This is a genomic window from Demequina sp. (genome assembly GCA_024707205.1).
GTDB lineage: Bacteria > Actinomycetota > Actinomycetes > Actinomycetales > Demequinaceae > Demequina.
The window spans coordinates 2,009,257-2,029,620 of the sequence record JANQAD010000001.1 but is presented as its reverse complement, the minus strand read 5'-3'; the positions used below and the strand labels follow the sequence as shown (position 1 = coordinate 2,029,620).

The 20,364-nt window shown below is 67.0% G+C and carries 20 protein-coding genes and 1 pseudogene; 10 read left to right on the top strand and 11 right to left on the bottom strand.

Going from position 1 to position 20,364, the window contains the following annotated elements; genetic code table 11:
• Positions 1-115: 115 nt before the first annotated feature.
• The gene (locus NVV57_10385) at positions 116-2,200 is read left to right on the top strand and encodes a hypothetical protein (GenBank protein ID MCR6713063.1); all 2,085 of its coding nucleotides are present in this window, start codon (positions 116-118) and stop codon (positions 2,198-2,200) included.
• Between the two features lie 98 nt (positions 2,201-2,298).
• Entirely contained in the window at positions 2,299-2,475 is a 177-nt protein-coding gene (locus NVV57_10380) for a hypothetical protein (GenBank protein MCR6713062.1), read from the top strand.
• Between the two features lie 777 nt (positions 2,476-3,252).
• Here NVV57_10380 and NVV57_10375 read toward each other — a convergent pair.
• The 4 genes from NVV57_10375 to NVV57_10360 all read right to left on the bottom strand — a co-directional run bounded on the left by NVV57_10375 (position 3,253) and on the right by NVV57_10360 (position 7,993).
• Positions 3,253-4,548 carry an IS256 family transposase gene (locus NVV57_10375; GenBank protein ID MCR6713061.1) on the bottom strand — a complete coding sequence of 432 codons (1,296 nt, stop codon included), beginning with the start codon at positions 4,546-4,548 and terminating at the stop codon, positions 3,253-3,255.
• 167 nt (positions 4,549-4,715) lie between these two features.
• Complete coding sequence (locus NVV57_10370) at positions 4,716-5,552, bottom strand: transglutaminase family protein (GenBank protein MCR6713060.1); 837 nt, start codon at positions 5,550-5,552, stop codon at positions 4,716-4,718.
• A complete protein-coding gene (locus tag NVV57_10365; GenBank protein ID MCR6713059.1) occupies positions 5,553-6,476 on the bottom strand; it encodes an alpha-E domain-containing protein in 924 nt (307 codons plus the stop codon). It abuts the gene before it with no gap.
• Positions 6,470-7,993: a circularly permuted type 2 ATP-grasp protein gene (locus tag NVV57_10360; protein MCR6713058.1), complete on the bottom strand. Its 1,524-nt coding sequence runs from the start codon at positions 7,991-7,993 to the stop codon at positions 6,470-6,472. The genes NVV57_10365 and NVV57_10360 overlap by 7 nt, the downstream gene beginning before the upstream one ends.
• Before the next feature lie 144 nt (positions 7,994-8,137).
• Between NVV57_10360 and NVV57_10355 the strand changes: the two genes are divergently transcribed.
• On the top strand, positions 8,138-8,647 hold the full coding sequence (locus NVV57_10355) for a PH domain-containing protein (protein ID MCR6713057.1): 510 nt from the start codon (positions 8,138-8,140) through the stop codon (positions 8,645-8,647).
• A 120-nt stretch (positions 8,648-8,767) separates the two neighbouring features.
• Here the strand turns inward: NVV57_10355 and NVV57_10350 are convergent, their stop codons facing one another.
• The 3 genes from NVV57_10350 to NVV57_10340 are packed head-to-tail and all read right to left on the bottom strand — an operon-like array spanning position 8,768 to position 10,101.
• Positions 8,768-9,307, bottom strand: coding sequence for a DUF6036 family nucleotidyltransferase (locus NVV57_10350; protein ID MCR6713056.1), 540 nt, complete (start codon positions 9,305-9,307; stop codon positions 8,768-8,770).
• Positions 9,307-9,879, bottom strand: a complete 573-nt coding sequence (locus tag NVV57_10345; protein ID MCR6713055.1) for a helix-turn-helix domain-containing protein — start codon at positions 9,877-9,879, stop codon at positions 9,307-9,309. The genes NVV57_10350 and NVV57_10345 overlap by 1 nt, the downstream gene beginning before the upstream one ends.
• Before the next feature lie 48 nt (positions 9,880-9,927).
• Entirely contained in the window at positions 9,928-10,101 is a 174-nt protein-coding gene (locus tag NVV57_10340; protein MCR6713054.1) for a hypothetical protein, read from the bottom strand.
• 50 nt (positions 10,102-10,151) lie between these two features.
• On the opposite strand from NVV57_10340, the gene NVV57_10335 reads away from it, so the two are divergent.
• Positions 10,152-11,738: a DUF853 domain-containing protein gene (locus NVV57_10335; GenBank protein MCR6713053.1), complete on the top strand. Its 1,587-nt coding sequence runs from the start codon at positions 10,152-10,154 to the stop codon at positions 11,736-11,738.
• 27 nt (positions 11,739-11,765) lie between these two features.
• Here NVV57_10335 and NVV57_10330 read toward each other — a convergent pair whose 3' ends face one another.
• From NVV57_10330 to NVV57_10320, 3 genes and pseudogenes are all read right to left on the bottom strand, one after another.
• Entirely contained in the window at positions 11,766-12,596 is an 831-nt protein-coding gene (locus NVV57_10330; protein ID MCR6713052.1) for a CPBP family intramembrane metalloprotease, read from the bottom strand.
• An 85-nt stretch (positions 12,597-12,681) separates the two neighbouring features.
• Positions 12,682-13,352 (bottom strand): annotated as a pseudogene (locus tag NVV57_10325) (response regulator transcription factor).
• On the bottom strand, positions 13,349-14,503 hold the full coding sequence (locus tag NVV57_10320; protein ID MCR6713051.1) for a histidine kinase: 1,155 nt from the start codon (positions 14,501-14,503) through the stop codon (positions 13,349-13,351). Before NVV57_10320 ends, NVV57_10325 begins: the two are co-directional and overlap by 4 nt.
• 118 nt (positions 14,504-14,621) lie before the next feature.
• On the opposite strand from NVV57_10320, the gene NVV57_10315 reads away from it, so the two are divergent.
• The 6 genes from NVV57_10315 (at position 14,622) to NVV57_10290 (ending at position 18,744) form a co-directional block, all read left to right on the top strand.
• Positions 14,622-15,023, top strand: coding sequence for a helix-turn-helix transcriptional regulator (locus NVV57_10315; protein MCR6713050.1), 402 nt, complete (start codon positions 14,622-14,624; stop codon positions 15,021-15,023).
• Positions 15,020-15,808 (top strand): molybdate ABC transporter substrate-binding protein, encoded by a 789-nt coding sequence (modA, locus tag NVV57_10310; GenBank protein MCR6713049.1) that lies wholly within the window; start codon positions 15,020-15,022, stop codon positions 15,806-15,808. Before NVV57_10315 ends, modA begins: the two co-directional genes overlap by 4 nt.
• Positions 15,805-16,593 carry an ABC transporter permease gene (locus NVV57_10305; GenBank protein MCR6713048.1) on the top strand — a complete coding sequence of 263 codons (789 nt, stop codon included), beginning with the start codon at positions 15,805-15,807 and terminating at the stop codon, positions 16,591-16,593. Before modA ends, NVV57_10305 begins: the two co-directional genes overlap by 4 nt.
• Positions 16,590-17,252 (top strand): ATP-binding cassette domain-containing protein, encoded by a 663-nt coding sequence (locus NVV57_10300; protein ID MCR6713047.1) that lies wholly within the window; start codon positions 16,590-16,592, stop codon positions 17,250-17,252. The genes NVV57_10305 and NVV57_10300 overlap by 4 nt, the downstream gene beginning before the upstream one ends.
• A complete protein-coding gene (locus NVV57_10295) occupies positions 17,246-17,551 on the top strand; it encodes a hypothetical protein (GenBank protein MCR6713046.1) in 306 nt (101 codons plus the stop codon). The genes NVV57_10300 and NVV57_10295 overlap by 7 nt, the downstream gene beginning before the upstream one ends.
• Before the next feature lie 308 nt (positions 17,552-17,859).
• Positions 17,860-18,744, top strand: a complete 885-nt coding sequence (locus NVV57_10290) for an endonuclease domain-containing protein (GenBank protein MCR6713045.1) — start codon at positions 17,860-17,862, stop codon at positions 18,742-18,744.
• Positions 18,745-18,877: 133 nt separating this feature from the next.
• Here the strand turns inward: NVV57_10290 and NVV57_10285 are convergent, their stop codons facing one another.
• Complete coding sequence (locus tag NVV57_10285) at positions 18,878-20,218, bottom strand: MFS transporter (protein ID MCR6713044.1); 1,341 nt, start codon at positions 20,216-20,218, stop codon at positions 18,878-18,880.
• Between the last annotated feature and the right edge of the window lie 146 nt (positions 20,219-20,364).

The window sequence follows — 20,364 nt, the reverse complement described above, 5'->3', positions numbered from 1 at the left end:
CGGCCCTGTCGACCGCGAACCACGCCCCATAGCCTGAACCCAACGGCGCATGGAGGGCGCGTCCGCGCGCGGCTGAGGAGGAATTGTGGGGCGACGGGTCACTGCTGCACTGGCAATGATGGGCATGGCAATGGGGCTGGCGGTGGCCGCATCGGCTCCCGCCGCGGCGGACACGTACACCATCTCAGGGGCGGTGACGCTGCCGGCCGGAGTCGACGAAGCGTGGCGCGACCAGATCTACGTCAGCATTCAGGGCGACACGACCTTCACCGTCAAGGCCAACGCTGCGAACGGCGCGTTCTCGTTCGCGGGGCTGGACAACGGCACGTACACCCTGAAGGCGTACGCGTACCCGCCCGGCGGCACTGGAGAGGGCCCCAACCTCGTCACGGAGTACTACGGCGGCACCTACAACTGGGATGACCGCTCCCCCATCGTGATCGATGGCGCCAGCGCCACCGGCAAGAACATCGATCTCGACTACGGGGCGATTCTCCGCGGCACGCTGTATCCGGTGGCGCCCCTCACGGCTGCGGACATGCAGGGGGCACAGGTCACGGCGACGGGCCCCTACGGGGTCCAGTACCGCGCCACGGGGGACGGCACCACCGGCGCCTACGCCATCGTGGGCATGATCCCCGGTTCCTACACCCTGCGCATGGACGCGACGAGCTACAACGGCTCGGGCGGCGGCGCGGTGTACCCCAACATCGCGAGCGTGTTCGATGGCGCTTACCTCGACGAGCCTGCCTCGTATGGCTTCGCCGCCACGTCTGGATCCGTGAGCTTCACGCGGAACCTCGTCGCGTATCCGTCCTTCACCGTTTCGGGCACCGTTGAACTCGCGTCCGGGGTTGACCCCGGCCTTCTCGCCGGCGCGAAGGTGAAGCTGACGTCTGAGTACTACTCAACCGCCCCGTCGGCCACCGTGAACCCAAGCACGGGGGCGTGGTCCATCGCGGGTCTGCCGCGCGTCTCGTACTACGGGGCAACCGTGGGCGGGCCGGGCCTGGTGCCGCAGACCTACGCCACCTCTCTCTCGTCGCCCTCCGGCGACATGGACCTCGGCGCGGTGACGCTCGCCGCCGGCCAGCCGATCTCTGGCCACGTGTCGCTCACCGGCGTCGCGGACCCCCAGCAGGTGCTCGCGAACACAAGAATCACGCTCTCCAGCACGGGGTACACGGCCAGCAATGTGCGCGTGGATCCTGCCACGGGCAACTGGAGTTCCGATCCGGTGCCGCCGGGCAGCTACACGGTGCTGTTCTTCGACAAGTACCACGAGGCGTTTGTCCGGGAGTACTACAACGACGCGTATGAGGTCGCCGACGCCACGCCCGTGGTGGTGAACGGGAGCGGTCCCGTCACGGGAATCGACGTGGTACTCAGCGCCACCCGGCACTTCACGACCACGCCAACGCCCACTTTCACGGGCGTCAAGGGCCTCGCGAACACGCTGACGGCGGCGGTGGGAACCTGGAAGGCCACCCCTGACGCGTTCACATATCAGTGGTACCGCAACGGCACCGCGATCTCCGGCGCCACCAAGAAGACCTACAAGCTGACGTCGTCCGATTCGACCAAGAAGATCAGCGTCAAGGTGACCGCGACCAAGGCGGACTACCCGTCCGTTTCGAAGACCTCGGCGCAAGTGACGATGCCCAAGTTCTTCGCGAAGGCGCCAAAGCCCACGATCTCCGGGACGGCGCGCGCGGGCAAGACGCTGACCGCCAAGCCAGGAACGTGGTCGCCAAAGCCGGCTCTCAGTTACCAGTGGTACCGCGATGGCGTGGCCATTTCCAAGGCGACCAAGAGCACCTACAAGGTCACGGCGGCGGACAAGGGCAAGAAGATCACCGTCAAGGTGACCGCGAAGAAGTCCGGGTACGGCACGGACTCGAAGACCTCGGCGGCGAGATCGGTCTACCTTGAGTTCTCCAAGCCGCCGACGAGCTACATCATCGGCACAGCGAAGGCGGGCAAGACGCTCACGGCCGTGACGGGTCCGTGGACGCCGGCGGCGACCTCGTTCACGTATCAGTGGTACCGCAATGGGGCGAAGATCTCGGGAGCGACTAAGTACACGTACAAGGTCACCAGCGCGGACAAGGGCAAGAAGCTCACGGTGACCATCACTGGGCACAAGTCGGGCTACTACCCTCTTGGCAAACTCAGCGCCGCGAAAACTGTCGCGAAGTAGGCGCGGTCAAACTCCCAGTCAGGTCTGTCCAACTGCGCCGCGAAGTTGAGGGGCCCAGGCCAAGTGGGTCAGGACTCCAATCCTCGGGCCTCAACCCGATGCTAGGACTCCACCCAACGGGGGACACGTCAAAGGTCCTCTACCCGGCGTGCATCGCCAAAGACAAGCACCTCAAAGCCGGCGGAACCAACCCCACCGGCCAAGTCAGAAACTGGAAAGAATTCCTCAACGTCCCGCTGCTGACCTACGGCGACAGGCTCTACCCCACCAACTAGCCGATGACACTTACACAGAAAAACCGACAGACCCCTCGGGAGCCACCAAGTACACGTACAAGGTCGCGAGCGCGGACAAGGGCAAGAAGCTCACGGTGACCATCACCGCGCACAAGTCGGGCTACTACCCGTTGGGGAAGACCAGTGCGGCCAAGACGGTGGCGCAGTAGGCCGGGGTCAGATCCCCTGTCGGGAAGGTGATCTCATTCACGGCGCGGTTGAGCGGTCAGCAATCTCCCCTGGGGGCATCGAACACTCGGCGACGTGACGCCCGCGGCGTGGACTCACGCGCCGCGTGCCTGTCGAATCTCCGCGACAAGTTCGGGGAGCCAAGTTCTTGCGGCCGCGACGAAGTCGAGGAGATCGGCACTCGCTGGACCGCTGTCCCGCCTGACGTAGACGTCTTCTCCGCGGCTGTCTCCTTCGCCCGCCTGGATGAAACTTGCGAACGAGAGTCCGTCCCTTCCCTCGACAAACGCGGTCCAAGGTGCGGGATCGCACTTATTCGAAAGTTGCTCGAGCATCGTTAAGACTTCTTCAGGAATCATCATCCTGCTCTCATTTTGCGGGGTTTGGCATTTGGTGGAATACCCCAACGAACGTTTGCGCCGTGCAACCCCCGATGAGGCAATGGCCGGGATTCGCCGCAGTTTCCGCGCGAACTACCGTACCCCCTGCTGCCCGTACCTCCCCCACAGTAGCTGCGTGAATCTGTCCGTTGCGCAGGCCAACCGCTGCCTCCTGGGTCTGTCGGTTTTTCTGTGTAAGTGTCATCGGCTAGTTGGTGGGGTAGAGCCTGTCGCCGTAGGTCAGCAGCAGGACGTTGAGGATTTCTTTCCAGTTTCTGACTTGGCCGGTGGGGTTGGTTCCACCGGCTTTGAGGTGCTTGTCCCTGGCGATGCACGCCAGATAAAGGACCTTCATCGCTGATTGTTCGTCGGGGAAGTGTCCGCGCCGTCGCAGGGCCGCACGGAAGCGGGCGTTCAAAGACTCGATGGCGTTGGTGGTGTAGATCATCGAGCGGATCTGGGGTGGGAAGTCCAGGAACGGGATGAACTGGGGCCAGTACGCGCGCCACATGTTGATCATCGCCGGATACAACGTCAGCCACCGTTCGGTGAACTGAGCGAACTCGTCCTCGGCAGCTTCCAGGGTCGGGGCGGTGTAGATGCGGCGTAGTTGCGGGGTGATGCTCTGCCAGTGTTTCGTCGACGAGTACCGCAAGGATTGGCGCACCAGGTGCACGACACAGGTTTGCACGGTCGCTTGGGGCCAGATCGCTTCGATCGCGGCCGGGAGCCCTTTGAGGCCGTCGCAGCACACGATGCATACGTCGACAATGCCACGGTTCTTCAGCTCTGTCAGCATGTTCATCCACTGTTTCGCACCCTCCCCACCGGACGGTCCCATCCACAGTCCCAGCACGTCGCGTTGACCATCCAGGTTCACCCCCATGGCCACATAGCAGGGACGATTCGCGACCGTGCCCGAGCGGACCTTGAGGAAGATTGCGTCAATGAGGATCACGGGATACACCTGATCCAGCGGCCTGGACAACCACGAACGCATGTCCTCCAGCACCTGCGCGGTCACCGTCGACACCAGATCCCTGGAGATCGTGGTGTCATACACCTCTTCCAAGTGCGCACAAATGTCACCCGTGGTCATGCCCTTGCCATACAGCGAGATGACCGCCTCATCGAAGCCCTTCAGGCGACGTTGGCGTTTAGGCACGATCTGCGGCTCAAACGTCCCCTCCCGGTCCCTGGGGACCTCGATCGTGACCTTGCCCACGTCCGTCGTCACGGTCTTGACCCCATACCCGTTACGCGAGTTGCCGCCATCACGACCCATCGGGTCATGCTTGTCATACCCCAAATGAGCGGCCATCTCCGCGTTCAGCGCCGACTGCAAAATCTGCTTCGTCAGCGCCGTCAGCAGCCCATCCTCACCGGTGAGCTCCAACCCCCGCTGCTGCGCGGACGCCACAAGCTCTTCGGCCAGGCGCTGCATGTCAGGCTCCCGCGGCGCCGGCAACCCTGGCGGCGGGACCTCCCTGTCGATATCGTCCATGATGTGATCGTCCTTCCACCACAGCCCCAAGCCGTGGCATCACGCCGAATCACTTACACAGAATTCCTGACAGACCCCCCCTGGCCGCGATGCCAGGTGGAACGAACGTAGCGCCACACCGCGAAGCACGCAAACGGAACCGCGCAAGCCAGCCCCGGCGTCGGGCCTTAGGCGGTCTGAGTGATGTCCACGGACACGCTCAGCGTCTTCGTGGACCCCGCCACCACGCCCGTGAGGGGCGGCACGTCGCCGTATTCGCGGCCCCTGCCCACCACCACGTGGTGATCGCCGACCTCGCGGTCGTTGGTGGGATCAAAGCCGAACCAGTCGCCGGTCCACCACTCCACCCACGCGTGGGACTCCCCTCGCACCCGCTCGCCGATGGCCGCGTCGCGTTTGGGGTGCAGGTATCCGGAGACGTATCGGGCGGGGATTCCTACAGAGCGCAGCGCGCCGATCGCGAGGTGCGCGAAGTCCTGACACACCCCGGAGCGGCCCTCCCACGCGTGCGCAGCCGGCGTGTGGACGGAGGTCACGCCGGAGACGTACTTGACCTCGTCGTAGAGGTAGTCGCAGATGGCGCGCGCCGTCTCGTCCGGGGTGCCCTTGTGCGCGGCCTCCGCGGCGAAGGTGAGCAGCTGCTCCGTCGGTTCCGTGGTGGGCGTGTTCACGAGGTACTCGCACAACAGATCCTGGAATCGCGGTCCCGTGATCGCGTCCCACGTTGCCCGGTCCTCGCGTGACGGCAGCGATCCCACCTCCACGAGCGACGTGCCGAGCACCGAGAGCGCCTGGTGCGGCTGCAGCACCTCGAAGACTGTCACGTCCGTCTCCCAGTAGTCCCTGTACGTCTGACGCCAGGTCATCGGGTTGATCTCGATGCGCGACTCCAGCACGCGCTGGCGCGGGAGCCACGCGGGCGTCAGCCGCGCCTCGTTGTAGGAGGAGACGACCTCGTTCTCATAGGTGAACGAGGTCTTGTGCTCTATGCGCAGGGTCGTCATCTACAGCGCCTCCTGGTTCCACAGCACCGTGGAGGCTGGGAGGAAGTAGCGGTCGCGAATAAGGTCCGACGCTAGGGCACAGGCCCGCTGTACCTCCCGCATTTGCTCGGGCAGGTTATTGAGGATCTCGCGGACGTCGCGGTACTCGAGGTTGGTCCTCGCTCTTCCAAGGGCGAGCCGCGCGCGGTCGCTCAGCGCGCGGTTGTTCGACGCGCCCTCGATGAGGCTCAGGGTGTCCTCCGCCTTCGCGAGGCTGTAGGCGATGGACCGCGGGAACAGGCGGTCTACCAGGAGGAACTCGGCGGCGCGCTCCTCGGTGACGAGGGCGCGCACGGTGCGCAGGTAGGCCTCGTGGGCGCTGCACGAGCGCAGCAGCGTGGTCCAGTTGGGGCCCGTGGTGCCCTCGAAGTGGCGGGTCATGAGCAGGCGCGCGATCATGTCCGCGCGCTCCAGCGAACGGCCCAGCTCCATGAAGTGCCAGGCGTCATCCCTGCTGGTGGTGGCGGAGCTGAGTCCCCACACCACGGCGGCGCGCTCGCGCACCCACACGAAGTACTCGTGGGGGCGGGCGGAGCTGGACCAGCGCGGCAACTGGTTGCGGGTGGTGTTGAGGGACTCCCACACCTCGGTGGAGATGACCTCGCGGGCTCTCCTGGCGTTCTCGCGGGCTGCAGTCAAGGTTCCGGCGATCGAGGAGGCCTTGGTAGCGTCGAACGCGAGCGCCTGGAGCACGTCGCGGCGGCTCACGGGAGCCGTGAACTCGCAGTTCATGACGTTGAGCAGCGAGGCGTTGGCGCTCGGCTCATCCACCCACGGGTCTTCCAGCAGCACGTTGAGGTGCACGTCCAGGAGGCGGGCCGTGTTGTCGGCCCGCTCCACGTAGCGGCCTATCCAGAACAGGGACTCGGCGATGCGGCTCAGCATTGGTCCCTCCCCTGCTGTTGCTGCTGCGCCTGCTGCTGGCCCGCGTAGTCGTCGGGGTGGGCGGCCTGCGGCACCGCGGCCACACCCGAGAACTCCACGCGGCTCTCCGGCGGCGGGGACATCGAGCCGCGATGCCGCACACCGCCGAGCACCCACGTGTCCTTCGACCCGCCGCCCTGAGACGAGTTGACGATGAGCTGCCCCTTGGCGAGCGCCACCCGCGTGAGGCCGCCGGGGAGCACCCACACGTCGCTGCCATCGTTCACGGCGAAAGGCCGCAGGTCCACGTGGCGCGGCTCGAGCCCCTCCTCGGTGAGCGTTGGCACGGTGCTCAGCTGCACAACGGGCTGGGCGATCCACCCGCGCGGGTCCTCGAGGATCTGCGCGCGTGCCGCGTCGAGTTCCTCGCGCGAGGCTTTGGTGCCGATCAGCACACCCTTGCCACCTGCCCCGTCTACCGGCTTGACCACAAGCTCATCCAGGCGATCCAGCACCTCTTCCCTAGCGTCGGGCTCCTCAAGCCGCCACGTGTCCACGTTGGGCAGGATGGGCTCTTCCCCCAGGTAATACCGGGTGAGGTCGGGCATGTACGTGTAGATGAGCTTGTCGTCGGCAACGCCGTTGCCCACCGCGTTGGCGAGCGTCACGTTGCCGAGTCGGGCCGCGTTGATGAGGCCAGGGGCGCCGAGCGTGGAGTCGCTGCGGAAGGCCACGGGGTCCAGGAAGTCGTCGTCCACGCGGCGGTAGATGACGTCCACGCGGCGCCGCCCGGCGGTGGTGCGCATGTAGACGCGGCCGTTGTGGCACTCGAGGTCGCGGCCCTCGACGAGCTCCACGCCCATGGTCCGCGCGAGCAGCGAGTGCTCGTAGTACGCGGAGTTGTAGACGCCCGGGGTGAGAACGACGATCGTGGGGTCATCGACGTCCTCCGGCGCGGCCTTCGCGAGGGCGGAGCGGAGGCGCTGCGAGTACTCGAGCACGGGGCGCACCCCCATCGCGCCAAAGAGCTCGGGGAACATCTGGGACATCGCACGGCGGTTGGAGAGGACGTAGCTCACGCCCGACGGCACGCGCACGTTGTCCTCAAGCACTCGCCAGATCCCGTGCTGGTCGCGCACAAGGTCGATGCCCGCGATGTGCACGCGGACGCCGTTGGTGGGCTCGATGCCCGCGACGGACCGGTAGAAGTACTGGCTTGAAGCTATGAGGCGCCTGGGGACAATGCCGTCGTTGACGCAGTGCTGCGAGCCGTAGACGTCGGCGAGGAAGGCCTCGAGCGTCTTGACGCGCTGGGCCACGCCGGGCGAGATGATGTCCCATTCATCGGCGCCCACGACTCTTGGGACGATGTCGAGCGGGAACGGCCGCTCCTCGCCAGCGTGGTCAAAGGTGACGCCTTGGGCGAGGTAGGTGTTGGCCAAGGATTCTGCTCGGGCGTAGAGGTCGTCGCCGGACATGCGGTCGATTTCCGCATAGACGCGGGCGTACGGCTCGCGCACCTTTCCCTTGACGTCCATGGCCTCGTCCCACGCCTGCACGGGCGCATAACGAGTCCACGGGGTCTCGGAGACGTCGTGCGACATGTTCCGAGCCTACGGCCGCTGTGTTTCCACCGCGTCACAACCTGTTTTCCGTCCGACGTGGCTGATAGATTGCCGAACATGGGGTACCCAGAGGACCACCTCGCCGCGGGCGAGCACATCATCGTCAACGCGCGCCCTCACTGGAAGCGGCTCATCGGTTCTGGGCTGCTGTTCCTGCTGGGTACAGCCCTCGCCATCTGGCTCTACACGCTGCTCGGCGACTCCGACTCGACGATGAACACGGTGCTGACGATTGCGATCGTTCTTGGCTGGCTCGTGGTCGCGGTGCTGTGGGGCTTCGTGCCCTTCATCCGCTGGTTCACCACGCATTTCGTCATCACCGACCGCCGCATCATGTTCCGCACCGGCGTCTTCACGCGTCAGGGCATCGACATCCCGATGGCCAGGATCAACTCGGTGCAGTTCCGCCACGGGGTGATTGATCGCATGTTCAAGACGGGAACCTTGATCATCGAGTCCGCATCAGACGATCCGCTCGAGTTCGACGATATCCCCAACGTCGAGGCCGTCCACAAGATGCTCTACGACGAGCTCTATGACGAGCTGCACGATGACGGGAAAGGCTGAGCGTCACCCTGCGCGAAGTCGCAGGGCCTAGCGCGGGCACCTGTGTTCCCTCGTTCTAGGAACTTCCAAGTCAGCTCAGCATGCCTAGTCCGTCTCGCCGCGACGGACGAAGATGCATCGTCAAGGGCTGCGCTCAGGAAGGACCCCATCTAGCAGTTCCGCGACGATGAATCGCGAGCGCGGTAGAAGGCTTTCCCCGTACTCCGCGTAGGCGATGTCGAGGACTTCCTCAATCGACTCGGCGCCCACCTCGCGGGCCAGCAAGAGGATGTCGTCGGTGTCGCGCCCCACCCGCGCGGCCCCGACCTTCATCGCCAACAACCGTTTGGGGGATGCGACCTGGACCGAGATTCCGTCTGCGACGAGGACCACCCTGGGCGCGCCCGGGTCGGGACCGCGCACGAAGCCCTTGACCGCGTCGTTGAGCCAATCGTTGCCCAGCGCGTCATTCTCCGCCGCCATCGCTCGCGCCTCGTCGTAGACCACTGATTTGGGCTCGAAGATCGCGTCGATGTCGCGAGTCATGGTCTCGCGCCCGTATGCGAGAAGCATGGCCGCGCCGCCGACCAGATAGACGTTCGCGGTCAGCCCTCTGGCGTGCAGACGCGCACCCAGCTCGGTAAGCAGCGCCACGATGGACTCTCTGTTCAGTTCTTTCATCAGACAGATTCCAGGTCCCGCGAGTCAAGATAGACGCCACGAACCGCGAACTGCGGAGGGGTGTGGCGAACGACCCACGCCTTGAGGCCCTCCGTGGGAGCGACTATCCACGACGGGAACATCGTGTAACGAGGCGAGATCGTCCACGCGGGGGTAGGCAAGTGCGCGCGCCACGCTTCGTAGTCGGCGAGCCCCGCAACGAGCGCATCAAGGCGCTCAACCCCGGTCGGCGTAGGCGCGCCCAGGGCGATCTCCTGCTCGACCGGGTCGGTCAGGGCGCGGAAGTCTGACGAGAACTGCGCACATGCACGGACCACCTCATTCGCGGAGTCCTCGGGATGGTCCTGCAGGTGCGCCGCCAGCACGGGGATGGTCCACGCCGCGCCAAGCGTGCGCGCGCGCCTGCGGGCGATGACCTGAGAGATCGCCGGCTGGCTGACGCCCGCGGCGCGAGCAACGTCGGCCTGCGTCGCGCCATGGAGGAGGGCCGTTGCGACCGCGGAGTCGCGGCGGGCAGTGGCGATGCGAGCGCCGCGAGCCGCGTCCGTCACCGCCTCGAGCTCCAGATTCATATAAGTTACCTTATATCGATCCGACGGGATCGTCCAGACCGTGAACCGCTAAGGCCTCCGCCTACGAAGCACCCGCATCCCCACCACCAAGAACACCGCCACAATCGCCGCGTTCATCACGAGCCGCGCCCATCCGTCGTCTCTGAAGAACAGCAGGTCTGCCACGACAACCGTCGCCACGAGCGCGCCCACGTAGAGAACTGCCGAGAGCGTCCGGTTCATATTCGTACGGCACCCAACCCCAGCGTCGGGCCCCCGGTAGATTTGCAGGCATGACAACGGACCCCAACTCCGCGGAATTCGCCCAAGAGGTCGCCGCCGGTTACACGTTCGACGGCCCCACCCTCAAACTAGGCGCCCTGGTACAGGGCGCGGATGCCACCGAATCCGCCCAGGTCGCCATCCCCCTCGCGATGCTCAACCGCCACGGCCTAGTCGCAGGTGCCACAGGCACGGGCAAGACGCGCACGCTCCAGCTCATGGCCGAAGGCCTCAGCGAGCAGGGCGTGCCGGTCTTCGCCGCCGACATCAAGGGCGACCTTACGGGCATGGCCATCGACGGCGAGCCGCAGGACTTCATCGCCAAGCGCGCGGCGGACATCGGGCAGGACTGGTCGCCGGCGTCGTACCCCATGGAGTTCTACAGCCTTGGCGGCATCGGCACAGGCGTGCCCATCCGCACCACCGTCACCGACTTTGGGCCGCTGCTGCTGAGCAAGGTGCTCGGCCTCAACGACACCCAGGAGAGCTCGCTGAGCCTGATCTTCCACTGGGCGGACACCAACAAGCTCGCGCTGCTTGACCTCAAGGACCTCCGCTCGGTGATCGCTTACCTCACGTCCAAGGAGGGTAAGGACGAGTTGCAGGGCATCGGCGGCGTCTCGCCCGCCACCGCGGGCGTGATCCTGCGGGAGATCTCCGCGCTCGAAACCCAGGGCGCGGAGGAGTTCTTTGGCGAGCCCGCCTTCGACACCAAGGACCTGCTCGCGGTCGGCGCCGACGGGCGCGGCGTGATCTCCGCGCTCGAACTGCCGTCGCTCCAGGACCGCCCCGCGCTGTTCTCGACGTTCCTCATGTGGCTGCTCGCCGACCTCTTCGCCGATCTGCCCGAGGTGGGCGACCTCGACAAGCCCAAGCTCGTCTTCTTCTTCGACGAGGCGCACCTGCTCTTCACCGACGCGTCCAAGGAGTTCCTCACACAGGTCACGCAGACCGTGCGCCTCATCCGCTCCAAGGGCGTTGGCGTGTTCTTCGTCACGCAAAGCCCCAAAGACATCCCGGCCGACGTTCTTGGCCAGTTGGGTTCCCGCGTCCAGCACGCGTTGCGCGCCTTCACGCCCCAGGACGCCGACGCTTTGAAGGCCGCCGTACGCACCTACCCCACCTCGCCGTACGACCTCGAGAAGGTGCTGACCTCGCTCGCGACCGGTGAGGCCGTGGTGACGGTGCTCAGCGAGAAGGGTGCGCCAACCCCTGTGGCGTGGACGCGGCTGCGGGCTCCCCGCGGGTCGATGGACGCCGCCCCCGCGGAGGCCGTGACCGCCGTCATCAATGCGAGCGACGGCGAGGCGAAGTACGCGGTGGAGACGGACCGTGAGAGCGCGTACGAACTGCTCGCGGCTCGGGTCGAGGCGAGCTCTGCGGCCGCGGCCGCCGCCGCGCAGGCGGAGGCTCAGGCCAAGGCCGACGCTGCCGCCAAGAAGGCGGAGGCCGCCCCCCGGCGCACGAGCACCAAGAAGGACAAGTCGGTGGTGGAGGAGATTCTCACCTCCTCCACCACCAAGTCCTTGGCCCGCAGCGCGGGTCGAGAGCTGATCAACCAGATCTCGCGCTCGATCTTCGGTACCCGCGGGCGCTGACGGTCATGCCGCGCGCAGTCGCGGCACCTAGATCCTGCGGCTGCGCGCAGGACGACGAATCTGGCCGTTGCGGTGTGCGGCCCACATCAGGATCGCGGTGAGCGCGAGGCTGATCAGCACCGGCACGAGCGACGCCTCGAGACCGAACTCCCCGCCCGTCAGTGCAGCCGAGCCGTGCACCGTGGCCACGGCGAGGCCCGGGTCCACGTGGCCGGAGACGGGGATGCCAAACGCCTGCTCGAGTCCGTTCCACGTGGCGTGCAGCGCGAACACGAGCCACAGGCTGCGCCGCCAGAGGAACGCCGCCCCCATGAGGCCTCCGGCCTCGATCGCGATGGCGACCGAACTCCACAGACCCGCACCCGGGTTCGCGGCGTGAGCCAATCCAAAGAGCAGCGCCGTGACGCCGAGCGCGACCCAGCTGCCCGCGAGCTTCTCGATCGCCTGAAGGGCGAGGCCGCGGAAGATCAGCTCCTCGGTGATCGCGCCGCCGCCGGCGAGTACCACCAGACCGGGCAGGGCGCGCAAGCCGGCCGCGCCGTCGAACGTGAAGTGGTAGCCGCCAAGGGCGGTGATGATGCCGATGGACACGACGATGAAGCCCGCGCCGATCGCCACCCCGGTGAGCGAGTCCCGAAGGGCGTGGCGCCGCGCGAGTTCAGGCATGGGCCGCTTCGCGACGAAGCGCATGACGGCCCAGTACGCGACGAGCGACAGCGCCGTGGCGAGGAGGGCGACGAGAGGACCGGACTCGAGCAGGCTCGAGAGCGCGACGATGGGAACGACCCCCGCGACCATCCACACCAGGGGGTGGCGGAAGAAGCGAGTGGCGGGCTTTTTCTGTGCAGTAGTTGTCATATGCCCGACGCTATGGACAGCGGGCACTCCCGCGAATCGCCCGGCGGTGGACACTTTGCATCCCCCGCGAGGGGGATCGACCCGCCTAGCGCTCGGCGTGCATCAGGCCGCTACGGTATGCGAAAACGACCGCTTGGACCCGGTCCCGGAGCTCGAGCTTCAGCAGGATCCGCGACACGTAGGTCTTGACCGTCTCCCTGCTGATCACGAGCGCCTCGGCGATCTCGGCGTTGGAATCGCCTCTCGCCATCGCGGTGAACACCTCCAGCTCGCGGGGCGTCAGCCGCGCGAGCAGCGGGTCTGCGGCCGGGTTCGGAGTGGGAGCCGACACGCGCTCCGCGAACCGTCCGAGCAATGCGCGGGTGACGCTCGGCGCGAGTAGCGACTCGCCGGCGGCGACGGTGCGGACGGCGTCGACGAGCACCTCGGGGCTCGAGTCCTTGAGCAGGAAGCCGCTCGCCCCAGCCCGCAATGCCTCGTAGACGTACTCGTCTAGCTGGAATGTGGTGATTACCAGCACTCTTGGTGGATCAACGACCCCGGGGCGGCAAGCTCTCTCGTTGCCGAGATGCCATCAAGCACGGGCATGCGCACGTCCATCACGATGACGTCCGGCCGCACCCGCGAGGCGAGGTCCACGCACTCGCGACCGTTCCGGGCCTCGCCGACGACCTCGATGCCCTCCTGCGCGCCGAGGATGGTCGCGAACCCGGCCCGGATAACGGCCTGGTCGTCGGCAATCAAGACTCGAATCACTGGGCACCTCGCGGCTCGACGGGAATGGTGGCTTCGAGGACGAAGCCACCGAGCGGATCGTCGCCTGCGGTCAGGATGCCGTCGAGCCGGCGAACGCGCTCGGCGAGCCCCGCAATCCCGCGCCCGGAGCCAGGTGGGGCGGCAGCGCGAGGCGAGTCAGCGTCGGGCCGTGCGGTCTTGATACGAGCGGTGACCTGGGCGGCACCCCACGCCACCGCGACCTCCGTGCTCGTCCCCGGCGCATGCTTGACCGCGTTCGTGAGGCCCTCCTGGACGATGCGGTAGACGGCGAGCCGCAGCTCGTCCGTGCCGTGGGGCAGACCGGCCTCGAAGACGTCGACGTGCTGGCCCGCCCTCCTCGCCTCTTCGGCGAGGTCGTTGAGGTCGCCGATCGCGGGCGTCGTCACCGGCCCGTCCGGGCCCAGTACCTCGAGGAGCTGCCGGAGGTCCGCGAGGGCCCGCCTGCCGCCGTCGGCTATCGATGCGAGCTGGCCCCGCACCGTGGTCTCGTCGGCGGGAAGCAGGAACGCCGCGGAGTCCGCCTGCACCACCATGCTCGTGACGTGGTGGCTCACGACGTCGTGAAGGTCCCGCGCGATGCGGTCTCGCTCCTCGAGTGCGGCGTCGCGTGCCGCGCGCTCGGCCCGGGACAGGGACGCGGCGGCGCTCAGCCGCACCGCGCTGCCGCCTGCCCACGCCGCGACAAGCACGAGCGCGAAGGTCGCAAACTCCCAGGGCCGCTCCCGCGAGCCCGCGTCGGTCAGCACCACGGCCAAGGCGACGTAGGCGAGCACACCGATCGTGACCGCGAGCCATCGGCGACGGATCAGGTGCGCGCCGGCCGAGTACAGGGCGACCAGCAGACCCAAACCCGCTGGCGAGGGCGGGTAGCCGAGTGCCTGGTCCGCGAAGAACGCTGCACCCACCACCGCGAGCACCCAACCGGGCGCAATGCGCCGCGCCGCGAGCGGGAGCGTCTCCAGCAGTATCAGGGCGACGTGCCAGGCATCCGACTGCCTCGTCGCCAGTTCCCCGAGCGCGAGCCCGTATTGACTCAGGGCGGGGATGAGCGAGATCGCGGCGAATACGACCGCGCCAAGCGTGTCCCAGAACCACTCCGGCCGGGAGCGGAACCACGGAGCCGGTCGCACGCGGCCAACTCTAGTGAATGGCATAGCGTCACGGAACGGCGGTTGCGCCAGCGTTACAAATAACACGACGGACGTGTGAAGTTGTGAAAATCGCAGATGCGGCGCTATTGTCGACTTCATGCCGCATCTGCGAATATCCGAGGCCGCGCGCCTCGTGGGCGTCAGCGACGACACGATCCGTCGCTGGATCGAGTCCGAGAACGTGCCCACCATCACCGACGAGGCCGGAAGGCGGTTGGTCGACGGCATGCACGTGGCTGCATTCGCCGCCCGGGACAAGCCGGTGGACGACCCCAACCAGGTGCGCCGCAGTGCGCGGAACCGCTTCACGGGGATCGTCACCAACGTGCAGATCGACGGCGTCATGGCGCAAGTGGACCTGCAGTGCGGGCCCTACCGCGTCGTGTCGCTCATGAGCGCGGAGGCGGCACGCGATCTAGTCCTCGAACCCGGCTCAGTAGCCACTGCAGTGATCAAATCCACCACCGTCATCATCGAGACACCGGAGACGAATCAATGAAGCGCATCCTTGCCGCGACCCTCGTTGGCGCGGCGGCCCTCACCCTCGCCGCCTGCTCCACCCCCGCGGAGGAGAACAGCCCCACCCCAACCGCCACAGCGTCGGCCCCCGTCACTCAGGTGACGCTCGACGTCTATGCCGCAGCCTCCCTGACCGACGTGTTCACCCAACTGGCCACGGAGTTCGAGGCCGACAACCCCGGCGTGAAGGTCACGTTCAACTTTGCGGGCAGCTCGGACCTCGCCGCGCAGATCAACGAGCTGGCCCCTGCGGACGTCTTCGCCTCGGCGAATGAGAAGCAGATGGAGGTCGCGAGCGAGCACATCGTTGGCGAGTCGCAGATCTTCACGCAGAACATGCTCACGATCGCCGTCGAGGAGGGGAACCCCAAGAACATCGCCTCGCTCGCGGACCTCACCAACAAGGACATCGTCACCGTGATCTGCGCGGAGCAGGTGCCGTGCGGCTCGGCGGCGCTCAAGCTCTTCGAGGCCGAAGGCATCGACGTCAGCCCCGCCTCGGAGGAGGCGAACGTGACCGACGTGCTCGGCAAGGTTGCCGAGGGCCAGGCCGACGCCGGTCTGGTCTACGTCACCGACATCAACCGGGCAACGGGAGTCCAGGGCGTCACCATCGAGGGCGCCGCAGCCGCGATCAACAAGTACCCGATCGCCGTCATGGACACCGGCGATGCGGCCGACGCTGCCGCGAAGTTCATCGAGTTCGTCCAGTCCGCGCACGGCCAGGAAGTGCTCGCGGCGGCAGGGTTCCTCCCCGCGTCGTGACCCGCTCTCCCCTGCCCCGATGGGTGGCCGCCCTCGCCGTAGGTGGGGCGGTGCTGGTCCTGCTGCCTATCGCGGGCGTGCTCGCCCGCGTGGACTGGAGCGACTTCGGCAATCAGGTCACCAGCCCCAGCGCACTCACCGCGCTGGGGCTGAGCCTGCGCACGGCCGTGCTGGCCACGGTGGCCTGCCTGATCCTCGGAGCGCCCCTGGGCTACGCGCTCGCCGTGATGCGCTCGCGGTGGCGGCCGGTGCTGCGCGCGCTCGTGCTCGCGCCGCTAGTGCTGCCGCCCGTGGTGGGCGGCCTTGCGCTGCTGTACGCGTTCGGGCGGCGCGGGCTGCTGGGCTCCACCCTCGAGCACTGGGGCATCACCATCGCCTTCACCACCACGGCCGTGGTGCTCGCCCAGACGTTCGTGGCGATGCCGTTCATGGTGCTCACGACCGAATCGGCCGTGGCCGCTCGGGGCACGCGCAACGAGGCGATCGCGCGAATGTACGGCGCCTCCCGGACTCGCACACTGTTCAGGGTGACCGTGCCGGCGCTGGGGCCCGCGCTCGCCGCGGGCACCGTGCTCGCCTTCGCGCGAGCGCTCGGAGAGTTCGGCGCCACGCTGACGTTCGCGGGCAGCCTAGAGGGCGTCACGCGCACGGCGCCGCTCGAAATCTACCTGCAGCGCGAGGTGGACCCGAATGTCGCTGTGGCGCTGTCCCTGCTGCTGCTCATCGTGGCTGTCTCTGTGGTTGCGGTCGCCTACCGACCCCTGACCCGAGGTACCTCCCAGTGACCGGCGACCTGGCCTTCACCGTCACCGCGCCCGGGCGAGGCATCGACGCGAAGGTGAGTGTGGCGTCGGGCCGCGTGCTTGCCCTGTTGGGTCCCAACGGCTCCGGCAAGACCACTATCCTCGAGGCCCTCGCCGGCCTGCTGCCCGACGCTGTGGTCACCCCCGCGGCGCCCGAGAGGGTGGCGCTTGTCACCCAGCGGGGCGAGCTGTTCCCCACGATGAGCGTGGTGGACAACGTGGCGTTCCCGCCTCGAGCCCGAGGCATGAAGCGAGAGCCGGCGCGGGAGCTCGCACGGTCCTGGCTTGAGCGGGTGGGGGCGGCGGACCTCGCGACGCGGCGACCCACCGAGTTGTCCGGCGGTCAGGCGCGCCGCGTGGCGATCGCCCGCGCGCTCGCCAGTTCGCCTGAGGTGATTCTCCTCGACGAGCCCTTCGCGGGCCTCGACCTCGAGGCGGCGACGTCTATCCGCGCGCTCCTCGCGGAGGAGTTGGCCGGGCTCACCGCGATCATCGCCACGCACACCACACTCGACGCGTACGCGCTCGCGAGCCATATCGCGGTGCTCGAGGGGGCGGTGTGGTGGAGTCCGGCCCCGTGGCGCGCGTGCTCACCAAGCCGCGCACGCCGTTCGCCGCGCGCATGGCTGGTCGCGTGCTGATTAAGGGCAGCCCGGAGCCGGGCGGTGTGCGGCTCGATTCAGGAGAGCTCGTGGCGTGCGAGACCGAGGCGGTCGCCGAAGGCGCGACCGCCGCGATCGCCGTGCACCCCCGGGACATCGCCGTCGACACCACGGGAATCGCGGACGTCGTCACCGCGCTCGAACCCCATGGTGATCTGGTGCGGGTCCACGGGTCGCGACTGGCCGCCGATCTCGATCCCGTCGCCGGGCCGCTGCCTCGCCCTGGCGATGCGGTCTTCTTCCGCGTCAAGGCGACGGGCGCCGCCTACTCCGTGTGAGCGTCGGGCCGCCCGTGACCCGGTACGCACATGAGCGTCGGCCCCGTTGCCCCGTACGCACATGAGCGTCGGCCCCGTTGCCCCGTACGCACATGAGCGTCGGAAATGAGCCTTGTTTCGACGCTCATGTGCGTACGGGATATGGGCCTGCCCGAGCCGCGCCGCCGCAGGGAGCCCGCCTGTGGACCAAGATGCGGTCGGGCGCTTATCCACAGATCCGAGATGATGCCTTGCGCCGTGCCACGTGTGGGGACCACCGTTTCCGCATGTCCCAGCCCACCACACGCCTTGGCTACCGGGAGTTGGCGGTGTTCGTGCGCCGTGCCCCGACCGCGCATCGTGCGGCGGATCTTCTCGAACGCTTCTCCCGGGCCGCTTTGGAGCGCGCGGTCCGTGAGGGAGTGCTCCGGCGCGTCCTGCCCGGTGTCTATGTGGCGCGGGAACACCTGGGAAGTCCCGAGGCGGTGGGATCAGCGCTCAACGCCTGGTGGCCGCAAGCCGTCGTCACCGGCGAACTGGCGCTCGCGATTCACCGCGGTGATGAGACGGCGCCGAGGGGTGCGATGGTCGTCGTGCAGCATCACACGCGGTCGCGTGCGCCGAAATGGCTTCGCGTGCGATCCGCCTATCTGGACGACGACGTGGCGACAGTCCGTGGAATACGCTGCACACCGCCAGCCGCGGCAGCACTCGATGCATGGCGTCAGGCAACGCCGGGGCGTCGACAAGAGCAGGTGTACCTCGCTCTGTGGGATGGCCTGTGCACTGCCAGCCAACTGCTCGAGGCTCAGCGGAGTCAACCCACTTTGGTCGCGCGGGGCCAACTGCTCAGGTTGCTCGCTCACTTCAAAGACGGTGCCACGTCGCCGCTCGAGGTGCTGGCCAAGACCGAGGTGCTGATCGGACCCGAGTTTGCCGACCTGGAGTGGCAAGAGCCGATGGAGATCGCAGGTCGTGATCGCACGCCCGACGTGCTTCATCGCGAGGCACGGGTGGTGATCGAGCTCGACGGCTGGAAGTACCACGGAGGCGCCAAGAAGCGCGAGAAGGATCGGATGCGCGACAACGAGTTCGTGTCCGACGGCTACGCGGTGCTCCACTTCACGATGCACGACCTTCTCTACCGGCGAGAGTGGGTGCGGCGGACCGTGCTCAGGGCGGTCCGGTCCGGCCTCGCGCGCAGAGCGGCATAGCGGACGTCGCGGATCTTGTACGCACATGGGCGTCGGTCTGAGCATCGAATACGACGCTCATGTGCGTACGGGCAAGCAGGCAGCACCGATTCCGACGCTCATGTGCGTACGGGCGAGGGTGAACCTGCCCCGCCTAGGACGGGCGCTCGGCCTTTGCGCGCGCGTAGTAGAACCACGACATCGCGGACGCGTTCGCCGCGCAGAACACCCACCACCAGAACAGGAAGGGCGCCGGCACGGCCACCAGGATGATCGAGAAGAAGAACGGCCCGAACGCGGCGATCGCCGAGGTGAACCCGATCACCGTTCCGGACTGGCTGCGCTCGAAGATGCTCGGCATCTGCTTGAACGTGGACGCATTGCCCATGCCCGCGAAGAAGAAGATCGCGAGCATGCCCCACAGGAACTTGGGGAACTCGCTCGCGGACTCCGGGCTGAGCTGGAACGCCGTGTACGCACACGAGAGCGCGATGCCGACGCACGCGATCATCGTCACCTTGCCGCCGCCCAGCTTGTCCGCGACGGGCCCAAAGAGCACGCGCGCGGCCGAGCCAACGAGTGCACCAAGGAACGCGTACTTGAGGGGATCGATGCCCTCGTCCCCGAACACCGAGGCGCCGTAGTAGTTCCTGATGAGCAGCGCGAAGATCGCCGCGAAGCCAGAGAAGGCGCCAAAGGTCACCACGTACAGCAGCGTCATGATCCAGGTGTGCTTGTCGCGGAAAACGCCCAGCTGTTCGCGCACGCTCCTGACCCCAACGGGCACGGAGCGCAGCAGCAGCCAGGCAAGCACCGCGCCGATCACCGTGAGAGAGGACCACGCGTAGCCCGCGTTCTGGTACCAGACTTCGCGCACCTGGCCCGTGGTCTCATCGGTGAGTTCCTGGGGTGCGCCAATGATTCCGGCGAACGCGCCGCCAAGCAGCATGAAGCCCACGATCCACGGGGTCGCGAGCTGGACGATCGAGACGCCGAAGTTCCCCACTCCGCCCTGGATCCCCAGCGCCGTGCCCGCCTTGGCGCGCGGGAAGAAGTACGACGTGGATGGCATGAAGCCCGCGAAGGCGCCTCCGCCGATGCCCGTGAAGAACGAGAAGACGAGCAGCACCCAGTAGGGGGTGTCCGGGTTCTGCACCGCGAGCGACCAGCCGATGATCGGCACCAGCAGCAGTGCCGTGGTGTACGTCACGAGCTTGCGGGTGCCGAGCACCGGAGGCAGGAACATCCACACCATCCGCAGCAGGCCGCCGGCGAGTCCCGGCATGGCCGTGAGCCAGTACAGCTGCTGCTCGGAGATGTCGAAGCCGAGCTCGTTGAGCATGGGCGCGATGGCGGAGACCAGGAACCACACGATGAAGCACAGCGTGAGGCTGAAAGTGGTGATGATGAGGGTGCGCCAAGCGAACCTGGAGTTCCAGTTGGACTCAGGGTCCCAATCCTGGATCCAGCCCTTGCGTTCAACGGAAGTGGTCATCATTGATCCTTGTCTCAAGTATCGGGGCGGCGCCCCGGCTTGTCGCGCGGTGGCGCCGTGACGCCACCTGTCCTGCCTCCCTCGGTGGAAACGATACATGGTTTTTCACCATCGTCAATTGATGTAGTTTTAATGTTCTAACGGTG